Origin of the sequence: Aquimarina algiphila, from assembly GCF_947494415.1 — a bacterium.
GTDB lineage: Bacteria > Bacteroidota > Bacteroidia > Flavobacteriales > Flavobacteriaceae > Aquimarina > Aquimarina algiphila.
In genome coordinates this window covers 148298-163206 of sequence record NZ_CANLVC010000008.1, presented here as the reverse complement: position 1 = coordinate 163206, position 14909 = coordinate 148298, and the positions used below count along the sequence as shown (strand labels likewise).

The window sequence follows — 14909 nt, the reverse complement described above, 5'->3', positions numbered from 1 at the left end:
AAATCATAATATCTTTCGCTATCCTTATAGAGTGAATTACTTTAGTTTTTTAAAAAAAATAAAATATTTCACAATGAAACAATTTTCTTTATTTGTCATTTCTCTCCTATTCTTTTCAATAACATTACATGCTCAGGATACAACCACTACAAACCTTCCTTATGCAGAAATACCGGATTATCCAGAAACCTATACTGCTGGTTCTGTTGTTGCGAGATTAATTGATGGGTTAGGTTTTAGATATTATTGGGCTACTGAAGGATTACGTGACGAAGATTTACAATACAAACCAAGTGAGAAAGGAAGAAGATGTGAAGAGACCATTGATCATATTTATGATTTATCTAGAGTAATTGTTAATGCGACTACAAAAACAATAAACGACCCTACCATAGAACAACCAGAAATGAATTATGCCGAGAAACGTAAAAAAACTCTTGAAAACTTCAAAAAAGCGCGTAATATATTACTAAAAAGCAATGATTTAACGGATTTTAAGGTTGTTTTCAAAGGGAAAGAAAAAAATACAGAATTCCCATTCTGGAATAACATCAATGGCCCTATTGCTGATGCAATATGGCATACGGGACAAGTAGTTTTACTAAGAAGAGCGTCTGGAAATCCTTTTAATTCTAAGGTAAGTGTATTAACCGGAAAAGTAAGATCATAACCAGAATTTCTATAGTAACTACGCTATAGTTGCTGCGATAGTTTCTATTTCATCCAAAAGAGAGATTAAGTCCTTTTCTTTTGTTAGTGGATTCATGATCGTCGTTCTAAGATATAATTCTTCTTTTATTCTAGTTTGCACAATATAAAACTTTCCGGAAGCGATTAAACGTTTTCGGATATCTGCATTAAGAGAATTAATATCCATACCCATCATTACTTTGGTATATCTAAAATTAATGATATTCGCCTCTGGTATTAGCGCCAATTCAAAATCAAGGCGATCGTTAATCGTTTTTGAAAAAACCGAAGCAAGATGATACAAAGTATCAACATTTTTTTCAAATATTTCTTCTCCATGTGCTTTTAGTATGGCATAAACTTTTATGGACATCATAAATTTTGTACACTCAAAAGTTCTCTTTCCAGAATTATACCATTCTCTGGTATCTTGTGAATCCCACAAATATTGAGCTTTTTGTGCAAAAGTTTGATAAGCATCTTCTGCTTTCTTAAAAATTAATCCGGTATTTAAAGCAGGAGTCATTAGCATTTTATGAAAATCAATAACAACAGAATCTGCACGTTCAATTCCGTTTACCAAATATTTATATTGCTTTGAAAACACTACTCCGCCTCCATGAGCACCATCTACATGAAACCATAAACTGTGTTTTTCTGCAAAATCTGCAAGATGATTTAAATTATCATATGACCCGGTAGCTGTAGAGCATGCACAACCAATAAGGGCAATAACATAAAAACCATCTGCTTTGGCTTTACTATAATATTCATCAAGTATATTTGTGTCTATTTTGAAATCAGAATCAACGGGTACTTTTATAATCCCATCATTTCCTAAACCTAAAATTCTAGCAGCTCTATCAATGCAATAATGTGCTTCTTCAGAAACTAATACTGCTAGTTTTTCTTGATGTCCATGTTCCCAAACAGCAGTTGGTGCTTTAGCTTTACGTGCAGCCAATAAAGCAGTAAGGTTGGCTAAAGTACCACCAGAAGTAAGAAGCCCAGAAGCATCAGAACTATACCCAATTCTTTTAGCCATTAAATCTGTAACAATTTTTTCGATTGCGTTACCTGCCATTCCCATTTCATATACTCCAGTACCATTATTTAACACATCAGACATCAGTCCAGCCAAACCAGAAATTAATGCAGGAACAGCAACCTGATGACCAATATATTTTGGATGATGCACACTTATAGAATGTTCAAGAATATTACTAAATACATCAATCATTCCAGTATCCGAAGAAAAATCTTGTTTCCAGAATAATAATTCATCCTCTGGCTCTCTATACATGAGAACAGGTTGGTCCTCGTCTGTCTGAACTTTTTCTATATGGTCAGCAATTAAATCGATCATCTCATGTCCTATCTTTCTAAAATCAGAAGGATCATAAGCTTTTTCCAATGTGTCTAGGTTTGGTATCGTGTTTTGCATTCTATCACTAATATTATACTATGAATTATCCAAATGTTGAAACACATCAAAATTAATCATCTATATTTATAATAAAAAATACTTAATTTTGATTAACTAATAACAAAAATGCATTAATGAACATCCAGCAACTAGAAAATGTACTGTTGTTATCCGAAAAATTGAACTTTACCAGAGCTGCAGAGGAATTGAATATTGTACAGCCTGCATTGAGCAGACAAATAAAGCAATTAGAAGATCAAATCGGTGCAGTATTGTTTAAAAGAAATAAACGTAATGTAGAGCTCACTGCTGCTGGACATTATTTTATAGCAGAAGCCAAAAAACTACTTATTCAATTAGAAAGGGTTAAAAAACAAACAGTCCAAATTCACAATGGTCAGGCAGGAGAAATTAAAATAGGTTTTACTCATTCAATAATGCAAACCATCTTACCAGAAATCCTAAAAACTGTTCATCAAAGAATACCTGGAATAAAAGCGGTATTAAGAGAAATGAACAATCGGGATCAATATCTGGCTCTACAGCAAAATGAATTAGACATTGGTTTCGCAACAAATCCAATGGTCCCCTTCAATTTGAAAAGCAAAGTATTACATATCGATAATTTCGTAATATTATTGCCAGAAAATCATCCTATAAATCAGGATAATTATAGTGATTTTTCTGTCTTCTCTAATGAAGAATTCATTTTTCCATCTGTTGCAGATGGTCCAAATTATGTACACATATTAGAATCCATATGTATTGATGCAGGGTTTGTTCCAAAAATTATTCATGAAACAGATTCTGCCAGTACAAGTTTTAGACTTGTAGAAGCCGGTTTAGGAATTTCTCTAGAGCCTATTTCTTCATTGTATGGTCATGAGTTTCCAATACAAAATATTGAATTGAAAAATATCAAACAAAAAGCAAAACTCACTATGATGTGGAATCCCGAACGAGAAAAAGATTATCCATTACTATTTGAGCTTCTTAGGAATTGGAAAGTAGAATAATTACTTTACATCATCATAATGATCATCCCATTCTTTTACCTTTGGTTCTCCTAATTTCCCAACAGATTTAGCTACAATCATAGATACAGTTGCATCACCTGTAACATTGATAGTTGTTCTCAACATGTCTAACGGCCTATCTACAGCAAATATCAGTGCTAATCCAATTGGCAATTTATCAGAAGGAAAGCCTATGGCTTCCAGAACAATTACTAACATTACCATTCCTGCACCGGGAACAGCAGCAGATCCTATTGACGCTAATAAAGCAGTTAATACAATTGTAATTTGATTACTAAATGTTAATCCTTCTGGCCAAAGAACTTGCATAATGAATACAGATGCAACAGCTTGATACAAACTAGTTCCGTCCATATTAATAGTCGCTCCTACAGGAAGTACAAAACTAGATACTTCTTTATCCACTCCTATATGTTCTTCTACTCTTTCCATAGTCACGGGAAGTGTCGCTGCACTAGAACTAGTAGAAAATGCTAGTAATTGTGCAGGGCTAATTTGTTTAAGAAACCATAACGGAGATTTCTTAGTTATAACTGCCACCAGAATACAGTAAAATAGGATCATCAAGGCCAGACCAAATACTACAACACCTGCATACCTTAATAACGCAAATAAAATATCAGGATCATCAGAGGTAACAACTACATTAGCTAACAAAGCAAAAACAGCAAATGGTGCGGAAAGCATAATTAAATCGACCATTTTTAACACCACATCATTCAAACTATCAAAAAACTTTTTAAGAGGCTCTGATTGAGATGGTTTTATAAGTAACATACTAATACCCAAGAAAATTGCAAAAAATATAACCTGTAACATCATTTTGTTATCACTCATGGCTTTAACCGCATTTTGCGGAACCATATCCACAACAAACTGTAAAGGACCACTTTCTTTTTGTTTGCTTGCTTCAGCGATACGCTCAGAAATCTTAGCATTACCAGCATATTCTGCAGTTAATTTTTCTATGGTTTCAGGAGTAATTCCATTTCCTGGTTTAAATACGTTTACCATTAATAAACCAATGGTTATTGCAATAACAGTTGTTAAAATATAAATAACAATTGTTCTTCCTCCTATTAATTTAAATTTAGAAATGTCTTTTAGGTCTGAAATTCCTTTAATTAAAGAAGCCAAAATTAACGGAACCGCGATTAGCTTTAATAGATTTACAAAAATAGTTCCTAAAGGTGCAATCCAATCTCCTGTAAATCCTTTCCCCCATGAGAAGGTAGTCATTAAAAATCCGAATAATATCCCTAATATCATTCCGATCATGATTTGCCAGTGCAATGCGATTTTTTTCATGTGAGTATTTTAATATATAAGCAAAATAGCGTCGAAGATATAAATTAAAAACAAAAAAACGGCAACCAAAATAAGATTACCGTAAATTATTAACTTATCTTTTATTATTTCCTATTTCTTGATTGTACGGTTCATTAACCAATAATCTACAAGTACCAAAGCTGCCATTGCTTCTACTATAGGAACTGCTCTGGGCACAACACAGGGATCATGTCTTCCTTTACCTTGCATGTTTACCATATTTCCATCTTTATCAATGGTTTCCTGATCTTGCATTATTGTAGCTACAGGTTTAAAAGCTACATTAAAGTAGATATCCATTCCGTTAGAAATCCCACCCTGTATTCCTCCTGATAGATTGGTCTTAGTTGTTCCGTCTGTATTAAAAAGATCATTATGCTGGCTTCCTTTTAATTCTGCTCCGGCAAAACCGCTTCCATACTCAAAACCTTTTACTGCATTAATAGAAAGCATAGCCTTTCCTAATTCTGCATGTAATTTATCAAAAACAGGTTCTCCAAGTCCAATAGGAACATCAGAAATTGCACAACTCACAATTCCCCCAACAGTATCTCCTTCTTTTCTAATCTGTTTGATATAGTTTTCCATTTCGTTTGCCATTTTAGGATCCGGACAACGAACAATATTACTTTCGGTTAATGAAAAATCTAATTCGGTATGACTCTTTTCTAGTTTTATAGCACCAACTCCACTTACATAAGCATTAATCTTAATTTCAGACAATACCTGTTTAGCTATAGCCCCTGCCACTACTCTACTGGCAGTCTCACGAGCCGAAGAACGTCCTCCTCCTCTATAATCTCTGATACCATATTTTTGATCATAGGTATAGTCTGCATGAGAAGGTCGATATGAATCTTTTATATGCGAATAGTCTTTGGACTTCTGATTTGCGTTTTTAATAGCAAAACCTATAGGGGTTCCGGTAGTTATCCCTTCAAAAATACCAGAAAAAAATTCTACAGTATCAGGCTCTTTACGCTGTGTAACGATAGCTGATTGTCCTGGTTTACGGCGATCTAATTCTGCCTGAATTGCTTCTAAATCTAATGCAACACCAGCAGGACATCCATCAATGATTCCTCCTATTGCCACTCCGTGTGATTCTCCAAATGTAGTTACCTTAAAAAGGTTTCCAAATGTATTTCCAGCCATTACAATAATTTTGCACAAAAGTAATTTTTAATCTTTAAAAAAGCAGTAGTAATATGATATAAAAAAGAGGGTTTCGGTTATGAAAATTCAATGAAAATCAATTTTATAATAAAAAGTTAAAAAATACGTCTAGATATACTTTCACTGAAAACAGGGGGTTTCAATGCAAAAAAGCTTCATAAATTGGTTACTAAGAATATAAAACAATAATTTTTAAACCATTAAATCATTTTATTATGCTAGAAAATTTGTTAAAACTAGAAAACATCCAAGTTTTAGAAAAAAATCAATTACAAACCATAACAGGTTCAGCAGGAATGGGTTGTAATGATCCTGATGTAGGTGGTGGATGTCATACTTCTAAATAATCTTCAAAAAATGTCATAAATTGACCATAAAGAAGAATATAAAACAATAATTTTTAAACCATTAAATCATTTTGTTATGCTAGAAAATTTGTTAAAACTAGAAAACATCCAAGTTTTAGAAAAAAGAGAACAATTATTTATCATTAAAGGAGGTAGTTCACATTGTACAGATGAGCAAGATACAGCTCAATGCCATTCTGATGTATAAAAATTAATTGCTTGGTTAACTGATTTAAGACCATGGCAGGAATTCTGCTGTGGTCTTATTTTTTATTATATTTTTTAAAGGGTCAAAAGACATACCACAATAACAACGACATGACCAATCCTGTACATGCAATTAAAGTAGTCATTACCGTCCAGGAACGAAATGTTTGTTTTTCAGTCAAACCAAGATATTGGCCAACTAACCAAAATCCACTATCATTTACATGAGACAATATAGTCGCCCCAGAAGCTATTGAAATCACAAAAAGTGCAATTTGAGCAGCACTAAATTCACCGGCCAGAATTATAGGCGATGCTATTCCTGCGGCTGCAATCATAGCTGTGGTTGCAGATCCTTGAAGTACACGTATCAAAGCTGCTACTATAAAAGCAAATAACAAAGGATGTATAAATGAACCTTGCAGCGAAGAAGCTAACATTTCCCCTGCTTTTGTGTCTACTAAAATTTGCTTAAAAGCTCCTCCTGCTCCGGTAAGTAATATAATTGCCCCTGCAGGTTGAAAAGATTTCATAGATAGTTTTAACAATTCATCTCTTCCTGTTCCCCTTCTAATACCTAAAATATACCAGGCAAGAAGATTAGCAATAATTAAAGCTGTAAAAGGGTGTCCTAATAAAGCAATGGTATAAGTTATAGATTCTGGTAAAAAATTCTCACCCATCCAATCTCCAAGAAAAACAGTCTTTAAAACAATTAATAGAATGGGCAATGCTATAATTGCAATAATGGTGATCGGATTAGGGTATTTTTTATCTTCCAGAATATCTATTCCTTGTTCTGGTATCGAAATACTAATTTTCTTAGCTATATATTTTGCAAAAATAGGTCCACTAACAATTGCTGCAGGAATCCCTGTAATAAAACCTAAAATAATTACCCATCCCAAATTCGCTCCCAGAATATCTGCGACCGCAACTGGTCCTGGAGTTGGTGGAATAAAGCTATGTGTAATAGCCAAGCCTGCAAGTAAAGGTATTGCGTATAACAAAACTGATTTTTTTGTATTTCTGGCAATAGCAAAAACTACAGGAACTAAAATAATAAATGCAACATCAAAAAATACCGGAATAGCAATAATAAAACCAGTAATCATCATCGCCCAGGATGCATTTTTTTCTCCTGCAAGCTTCAATATGTATTTTGCTAAACCTTGAGCTCCTCCAGAATGTTCTAGTAGCCCCCCAAATAAAGCTCCCAGACCAACTACTGTAGCGACAAACCCTAACGTTCCTCCCATTCCATTTTTTATACTATCGAGAATCATTTCTGGTGATAAACCAGCAACAATACCTACAAGTATACATACAATCAAAAGCGCAATAAACGCTTGTATTTTTAATTTCAGAATCATAAAAAGCAGAGCAGAAATACCTACACCTACGGCGATCAACAATTGATATTCCATATCTATTAATTTTTCCAGTTTGTGTGAAAATATTGAGTTAATGGAGCATCAACCCTCTGGTATGTATGCGCTCCAAAATAATCACGTTGTGCTTGTATCATATTTGCAGAGGATTGTTTGGATGTATATGTCAAAAAATAGTTTGTGGCTGCAGACATCACAGGTAGAGAATATCCTGACCTCATCGCTATAGAAACTATATCTGTTAATGTAGTAATATCTGTTTTAAGAATTTCAACAATTTCTGGAAATAAAAGCAATGAAATAGAATCACTATCTTTAAATAAGACTGATATCTGTTCCATTAAATCACTACGAATAATACATCCATTAGTCCATATTCTTGCAATTTCTGATAAATTAAGATTCCATTGATACTCTTGAGATGCTTGTGAGATAAGATCAAATCCTATAGCATGATTAATTATACTTGTAGCATAAAATGCTTTTTCTAAAGTATTTAGAAACTCTTCGTCATCAATACCTGTAGATGGTTTGAGATTATAAATTTCTGAAGCAATTTCACGTTCTGATTTCATTCCAGAAAGATTTCTTGCCATAACCGCTTCAGAAATGGTTGATATTGGCATTCCTATCTCCAAAGCTGATACGGTTGACCATCCACCTGTTCCTTTTTGTCCGGCTTTATCTAGAATTTTATCTATTAAAAATTCTTTCCCTTCTTTTTTACGCAGAATATCTGCTGTAATTTCTAAAAGGAAACTATCTTTTTTATTCGTTCTCCAGGATTTGAAAATACCACTAATCTGTTCTGGACTCTTATTTCCATAAAACCTTAAAAAATGATAGATTTCTGATAACAACTGCATTTCTGCATATTCAATTCCGTTATGAATCATTTTCACATAATGTCCAGCCCCTTCTGGACCTACATAAGTACAACATGAATTATTATTTTTATCTCTGGCTGCAATAGCTTCTAAAAATTTTCCAGAACGTATATATGCTTCTTTCGATCCCCCAGGCATAATAGATGGACCTTTAAGTGCTCCTTCTTCTCCTCCGGAAACGCCAGTACCAAGAAAATGTATTCCAGATCTGGATACTAGTTGTTCTCTTTCCAAAGTTTTTTTATAATGAGAATTCCCTCCATCAATCAGGCAATCGCCTTTTGACAATAATGGTAGTATCGATTCTATAACCATGTCTATTGGTTTTCCTGCATTAACCATAATCATGATTGTACGAGGTTTTTCCAATGAATTTACAAAAGATGATAAATCATCAAATCCAAGAACATTTACATCCTTTGATTGTTCATCTACAAAGTGTTTGGCAATATCGACTTCTTTATTTTCTACCTGACGATTATAAACAGATAAACTAAAGCCTCGGGATAGTATATTTTTAGCAAGACTTTTCCCCATGACTCCGAGTCCAATAAGTCCAAGCTCTGATTGTGATATATTCAATTCTAATTTTATTTGAGTAATACTATTTTCTATACTTTGTTCTACATTGATACAAATTCCTTGTTTTGGCTTTTCTAAAGTATCAAATTGTGACACCAACAATTCTTGTTTAAAAAAATGCCCTTGTCTAACTTCCAAACGCCTTAAAATAACATCATACGAAGCTTCTAAAAAAATCCACTTTATGTATTTATGATCAACAGATTGTAGCGTATTTCTATATTCTTGTTTTAATGCAGAACATGCTAGCACTGCTCCTTTTCCTTTATTCCAATCTATTATCTGATCTGCTAAAATTTGCAACCATGGAGCTCTATCATTATCATCTAGAGGAATGCCATCAGACATCTTTTTAATATTTTCTTCAGGATGAAAATCATCTGCGTCATAAAAAGGGATGTCTAATATTGTTGCCAGCTCTTTCCCCAAAGTTGTTTTTCCACACCCCGAGACTCCAAAAACGATATATACTTCTTTCAAATCGACTTTCACAAATAGTTATTCTATAATAAATTCTAACTCATGTGTATTATCTAGAGCATGTTGTGCAACCCATAATTTGAATTTACCAGGTTCTGTAATCCATTTTTTGTCTAATCCATAAAATGAAATATCATCTTTTGTAAATACAAAATCAATAATTTTGGAGGTCCCAGGCTCAAGTTTTACTTTCTTAAAACGCATGAGTTCTTTTACAGGTCTTGTAATACTCCCTACCATATCTCTAAAATACAACTGTACCACTTCTGTTGCTTTTACATTTCCGGTATTTGTAATTTTTGCATTTACTATGATGGGACCATTTTCTTTGGTTTCATTGGATAAAATTTTAACATCAGAGTATTTAAAATTACTGTAGGTAAGACCATATCCAAATGGGTATTGGGGTAAATATCCTACATCCAGGTAATGTGATGTATTCCCTAATGAACTTTGCCATGCCCCAATAGGTATAGAATCCATTTGAACAAACTCTTCAGGAATCGTAGGACGTCCTGTATTTTTATGATTATAATGAATTGGTATTTGACCTACTTCTTTAGGCCAGGTTATCGGTAATCGTCCTGACGGTGAGGTTTTTCCTGTAAGTATATCTAGTATTGCAGGACCTCCCATTGTTCCTGGATGCCAAGCAAATAATATCGCATCTACTTTATCAATAATATTACCTAATGTAATGGGTCTACCCGCCATCAATACCAATACTATTGGTTTTCCGGTTTTATGAAGTTCATAAATTAATTGTTCTTGTTCTCCCGGGAGATTTAAGTTTGCTCTACTATGAGCTTCTCCAGACAATATAGCTTCTTCACCTCCAAAAAACACTATAACATCAGAGTTTTGAGCAATTTTGACAGCATCATTAAACCCTTTATTAGATTTATCTCTACTATATGATAACCCTTCACTATATAAAATTGGGTTCTTATGATTTTCTTTAAAAGATTTCAATGGGGTAACCGTATGTGTTTTCTCTCCATCAAAAGTCCATGTCCCCAATTGATCATGTGGGGCATCTGCCAAAGGACCAATAATAGCAAGGCTTTTTTTAGTATCCAAAGGTAAAATTTGATTCTCATTTTTTAGTAACACCATACTTTTTTCTGCCGCTTCTTTGGCTGCGTCCAGATGATCTTTGGCATACAACACATCAGATTCAGGTTTGAAGTATGGATTATCAAATAGTCCTAATCTAAATTTAATTCTTAGAATATTTCGAACCATTTCGTCCAATTTATCTTCAGAGAACTTTCCTACTTCTATTAAATCCTTCATATTATCCTGATATGAAGTACTTGTCATTTCCATATCCAACATTGCATTTGCTGCTTTTTCTGCTGCCCCTGCCTCATCTTCTGCGAATCCGTGAGGAACCATTTCGATAATAGAATTCCAATCGCTTACTACAAACCCATCAAAATTCCATTGATCACGCAATACTTCTTTCAAAAGGTATTCATTTCCAGAAGCTGGAATCCCATTAACCTCATTAAAACCTGTCATTAAAGTTGCTACGTTGGTTTTAACAGCCTTTTTAAATGGTTTTAAGTATGAGTTATGTAAGGAAAATTCATTAATATTTGCTGTGTTATAGTCACGTCCTCCTTCGGCAGCTCCATACCCTACAAAATGTTTTGCACAAGCAGCCAGACTCGTCGATGATGAAAGATCATCTCCTTGAAAACCTTTAATATAAGCTTCTCCCATAATACTTGTTAAATATGGATCTTCTCCTGCCGATTCTGCAATACGTCCCCATCTAGGATCTCTGGATATATCTAACATCGGTGCAAATGTCCAACGGATACCATATGTAGAAGCTTCAATAGCAGATATTCTAGCTCCTTTTTGTACTAAGTTTGGATCGAATGAAGCTGCTTGACCTAATGGAATCGGAAATATGGTTTTAAAACCATGAATAACATCTCTTGCAAATATTAAAGGGATTTTATTCGGACTCTCCTCCATAGCTATTCGCTGTAATTCTTTGGCATCATCTTTATTCATGATATTTAGAAAGGAACCTATCTCTCCTCTTTTTACCGCATCTTTAAGTTCTACAGGCAACTCTTTTACTCTACTTGATTTTCCACGTTGAGCGGTTTGACCTATCTTCTCTTCTAATGTCATTTTTAAAAGAATACTATCAATCTTAGACTCTATGGTATCTACTTCGGATATAGAAGTGTTTTTAGGAGATGGTTCATTAGTACAACTTGATAATAAGTAGCAAAAGATACATGCTAAAGCGAGGTAATTTTTCATATATATTTAATTCTATCCAATAATTTCACATTAAATAATTCGGTTAAATGTAATAATTTTTTTTCGTATACCGTATACGAAGTAATAAATCGCATGATCTTAACGACTAAATCACAAGATAATAGAGAAGAATAAACTCGCTACATAGACAGATTATACAAGAAATTTTAAAAATTTATTGACAGTTATATAAATGTATGTATTAGTACAAATATTTAACCCCGGGAATATACCCCGGGGTTTTCAAATGTTATTAACTTGGTATACTAATAAATGATCTAAATCAGTTTATTTATTATTTCTTTGAGAACCTCAACACTTTCTTATTCTGGTTTTCTTTTATGATCACAAAATACATCCCAGATTTAAGATCAGATACATTTAACTCTCTTGCGTTTTTCTCTGACTTCATTTTAACTCTAACCAGTTTACCTGAAATATCTGAAATAGTTACTGTAGCATTTTTGGAAACTCCTGAAAGTTGTATAATATCTTTAGCTGGATTGGGAAATAACAATGCTTTTTGGCCAAATGAATTTACATCATTTATTCCTGACTTGCTTGATTGATATGTAACAACCAATTGTGGAGCAGTTGATCCTGAGTTTTCTTTAGCTGCAAATGCAAAATCATTCCCTGAGGTTGCGCTAAGTACTAGAGATAAAGAATTTCCTGAAATCGAACTTGCCTGCAAATCAACTGTTTCTGTTTGACCTATTGTATATGTTTTATTTATAGATCCCAATAAAGTTCCTGAAGCGGGTTTATTATTATTAGACAAATTGATTTCGTTCCAGTTATTAGAATTCCCTAAATTAACATTAAGATTTCCATTACCCGCATCTCCTGTAACAGTAAACTTTAATTTAGCATCTGTTATGGTACCATTAATTCCTGAAAGGTCATACATTAAATATCCAACTCTTTTTCCTTTTTCAATTCTAACAATAGTATTATTATAGTTACTGCCTCCTTGAAGATATGTATCATTTATAGGTGCTAAAGTTATTGTTTCTGGCGTAGTAGAATTTCCTCCCGAAGTCGTTCCGGTTGACGTCACTAATGCAGTTGTTCCTGGAGTTCCTCCACTACATAATGCTCGGAATACAAAGTCATATGAAGTATCTGCCTGTAAATTAATCATCGTAACTGTTGTACTACCTGCAGCGGCAGCAGCAAAACCAACACCTCCTGTATTGATATCTCCATTAAATCCGCCTTGTGGAAATGCTCTTAATTCAAATGTTCTTGTATCATTGGTAGTATTATCAAATGAAAAAGTCACAGAATTATTTGTAACACTTGATACAGCTAACCCAGAAGGAGCTACGCTACAATCAGCAGAACCTACAGGAGTATTTAGACTCAATACTGCTCTATCAAAATTAAACAAGAAACCTGTAGAACCGGTATAAGTAAAACGGATTTTTTGAACACCTGATGCTAAATTAAGGTTTCCAGAAACAGGAGTGTTATAGTTATGCCACTCATTATTTACAGGGACAGTTAATGTTGCCAAATTATTCCCTCCAACAGAGGCTACAATATTTCCTCCAACACCATTTGAAGACACAAAGGCTTCTAATTTGTAAGAACCAGCAGTAGCTACATTAATATCATATTCTGTATAATTATTATTTTTAATAAACCCTAAATTTTGACCACCTCCTGGTGTATTTTCAGTTTTTACTTCTCCATTTTTAATTATAAATTTTTCAGCTTGAATAGTTCCCGGGATTGCTATTGATGTTGGATTAGGGGATGTTACAGATCCATCGGTTTTTGCTATTACTTGTGCATCAGAACCTCCTACCGGACGAATATCGGCTACTACAGTATAATTACCCGCAGGAAGAGAGCTATTTACCGTAGCTACATATTGGTTTTTGCCAAATCCTTCTAGAGCACTTATCTTTTTTGAAAATACTTCATTCTGATTAGCATCGTATACATGAATTACTAGATCACGATCCAGATTCGCTTTATACACATAAGATACAGTTACTTTTTTATTTGCTATATCTACTACCGGAGTATTACTCCACTTGATCTCTTCTTTAAATATTGCTGGTTTTGTAGGTCTATTAGCTGTATTTTGAAACTCTGGATCAAAAATAGGAATCAACCTATACGAACGAATCCAGTCATAGTATGAAGTATTAATAGCATTATTGGCTAATTGAGCATTACTAGGATATGGTTTTGCCCAATTATATGTTTCTGTTACCATATTAATTCCCATTGGTTTAGAAAATGGTGAATCTACTACATCTCTTCTTACATTAACCGTACCCGCAAAATTATCGTCTACATAAAAATCAACGACTTTATCATTTCTCCAATAGCAACCATAGGTATGAAAATCTTCCCAGGATTCACTTCCAACCAGATCAGCATTAGCTTGTTGTCCGTTTCCTTCTACTGCATTATTACCAGCAGAATAAAACTTTTCTGGAGCGCCATTACAATCGACATAACGATAATGTGTATTAAAGTTCATTTGTGTTCTAAATTTAGAGCCTCCATTAAAACTTCCCCCAATGCTTTCACAAATATCAAGTTCCTGGCTCCATTTATCTTTTGCACAATCACCACTTAGTTTAGTCGGTCCTATAATATTTCTTTTTGGGTTTGACATCCAAAATGTAGTCGACATTGCAATTCTTGAAGCCTTAAACTTACACTCATAATAACCAAAGTATGCCGTTTTTTCTAGAGATTGAACAGCACCTCCTCCTATAGTATACGGTCCATCCGGAGTGGCAAGTTTTTTATTTCGTATTTGCATGTTCCCTCCTTGTACGGATATCGTTGAGGGGTCAAACTTTGCAGGAGCACGTCCTTTCCAGCCTTGAAAAGAATCTCTCCATTTAGAACGATCTAGTTCTGTACCATTAAATTCATCAGAATATTGATCCCAAAGCACCCATCGATACCCATTTTTGGGTTCTGGGGGTTGCGCATACGATAACGTAATGCTGAATAAAAATAAAATTAAAAATACATTTTTCATGATTTAAGTTTTAAGAGTTTATGTTTTGTATTCATGAAATTAACGTATCTACTACATT

11 protein-coding genes are annotated in these 14909 nt (G+C 33.8%); 4 read left to right on the top strand and 7 right to left on the bottom strand.

The window, feature by feature from the left end; translation table 11 throughout:
- The first annotated feature begins 73 nt into the window (after positions 1-73).
- Positions 74-670, top strand: a complete 597-nt coding sequence (locus PQF96_RS18350) for a hypothetical protein (RefSeq protein WP_271767722.1) — start codon at positions 74-76, stop codon at positions 668-670.
- Between the two features lie 18 nt (positions 671-688).
- On the opposite strand, the gene PQF96_RS18345 is transcribed toward PQF96_RS18350, so the two are convergent.
- On the bottom strand, positions 689-2134 hold the full coding sequence (locus tag PQF96_RS18345; protein WP_271767721.1) for a pyridoxal phosphate-dependent decarboxylase family protein: 1446 nt from the start codon (positions 2132-2134) through the stop codon (positions 689-691).
- A 116-nt stretch (positions 2135-2250) separates the two neighbouring features.
- Between PQF96_RS18345 and PQF96_RS18340 the strand changes: the two genes are divergently transcribed.
- A complete protein-coding gene (locus PQF96_RS18340; protein ID WP_271767720.1) occupies positions 2251-3132 on the top strand; it encodes a LysR family transcriptional regulator in 882 nt (293 codons plus the stop codon).
- Here PQF96_RS18340 and PQF96_RS18335 read toward each other — a convergent pair whose 3' ends face one another.
- Both PQF96_RS18335 and aroC read right to left on the bottom strand, forming a co-directional pair.
- The gene (locus PQF96_RS18335; protein WP_109437496.1) at positions 3133-4461 is read right to left on the bottom strand and encodes a dicarboxylate/amino acid:cation symporter; all 1329 of its coding nucleotides are present in this window, start codon (positions 4459-4461) and stop codon (positions 3133-3135) included.
- 111 nt (positions 4462-4572) lie between these two features.
- Complete coding sequence (gene aroC, locus PQF96_RS18330; protein ID WP_271767719.1) at positions 4573-5637, bottom strand: chorismate synthase; 1065 nt, start codon at positions 5635-5637, stop codon at positions 4573-4575.
- 236 nt (positions 5638-5873) lie between these two features.
- Here aroC and PQF96_RS18325 point away from each other — a divergent pair, with 236 nt between their 5' ends.
- On the top strand, positions 5874-6005 hold the full coding sequence (locus PQF96_RS18325; protein ID WP_271767718.1) for a hypothetical protein: 132 nt from the start codon (positions 5874-5876) through the stop codon (positions 6003-6005).
- Between the two features lie 76 nt (positions 6006-6081).
- Positions 6082-6213 carry a hypothetical protein gene (locus PQF96_RS18320; protein ID WP_271767717.1) on the top strand — a complete coding sequence of 44 codons (132 nt, stop codon included), beginning with the start codon at positions 6082-6084 and terminating at the stop codon, positions 6211-6213.
- An 82-nt stretch (positions 6214-6295) separates the two neighbouring features.
- On the opposite strand, the gene PQF96_RS18315 is transcribed toward PQF96_RS18320, so the two are convergent.
- The 4 genes from PQF96_RS18315 to PQF96_RS18300 all read right to left on the bottom strand — a co-directional run bounded on the left by PQF96_RS18315 (position 6296) and on the right by PQF96_RS18300 (position 14851).
- Positions 6296-7639: a GntP family permease gene (locus tag PQF96_RS18315; RefSeq protein WP_271767716.1), complete on the bottom strand. Its 1344-nt coding sequence runs from the start codon at positions 7637-7639 to the stop codon at positions 6296-6298.
- A gap of 5 nt (positions 7640-7644) precedes the next feature.
- On the bottom strand, positions 7645-9564 hold the full coding sequence (gndA, locus tag PQF96_RS18310; protein ID WP_271767715.1) for an NADP-dependent phosphogluconate dehydrogenase: 1920 nt from the start codon (positions 9562-9564) through the stop codon (positions 7645-7647).
- Positions 9565-9570: 6 nt separating this feature from the next.
- On the bottom strand, positions 9571-11838 hold the full coding sequence (bglX, locus tag PQF96_RS18305) for a beta-glucosidase BglX (RefSeq protein ID WP_271767714.1): 2268 nt from the start codon (positions 11836-11838) through the stop codon (positions 9571-9573).
- Between the two features lie 295 nt (positions 11839-12133).
- Positions 12134-14851 (bottom strand): carbohydrate-binding protein, encoded by a 2718-nt coding sequence (locus PQF96_RS18300; RefSeq protein ID WP_271767713.1) that lies wholly within the window; start codon positions 14849-14851, stop codon positions 12134-12136.
- Between the last annotated feature and the right edge of the window lie 58 nt (positions 14852-14909).

Coding starts and splice junctions, on each gene's coding strand:
- PQF96_RS18350 (WP_271767722.1), top strand. CDS start 74: ATGAAACAATTTTCTTTATTTGTCATTTCTCTCCTATTCTTTTCAATA.
- PQF96_RS18345 (WP_271767721.1), bottom strand. CDS start 2,134: ATGCAAAACACGATACCAAACCTAGACACATTGGAAAAAGCTTATGAT.
- PQF96_RS18340 (WP_271767720.1), top strand. CDS start 2,251: ATGAACATCCAGCAACTAGAAAATGTACTGTTGTTATCCGAAAAATTG.
- PQF96_RS18335 (WP_109437496.1), bottom strand. CDS start 4,461: ATGAAAAAAATCGCATTGCACTGGCAAATCATGATCGGAATGATATTA.
- aroC (WP_271767719.1), bottom strand. CDS start 5,637: ATGGCTGGAAATACATTTGGAAACCTTTTTAAGGTAACTACATTTGGA.
- PQF96_RS18325 (WP_271767718.1), top strand. CDS start 5,874: ATGCTAGAAAATTTGTTAAAACTAGAAAACATCCAAGTTTTAGAAAAA.
- PQF96_RS18320 (WP_271767717.1), top strand. CDS start 6,082: ATGCTAGAAAATTTGTTAAAACTAGAAAACATCCAAGTTTTAGAAAAA.
- PQF96_RS18315 (WP_271767716.1), bottom strand. CDS start 7,639: ATGGAATATCAATTGTTGATCGCCGTAGGTGTAGGTATTTCTGCTCTG.
- bglX (WP_271767714.1), bottom strand. CDS start 11,838: ATGAAAAATTACCTCGCTTTAGCATGTATCTTTTGCTACTTATTATCA.
- PQF96_RS18300 (WP_271767713.1), bottom strand. CDS start 14,851: ATGAAAAATGTATTTTTAATTTTATTTTTATTCAGCATTACGTTATCG.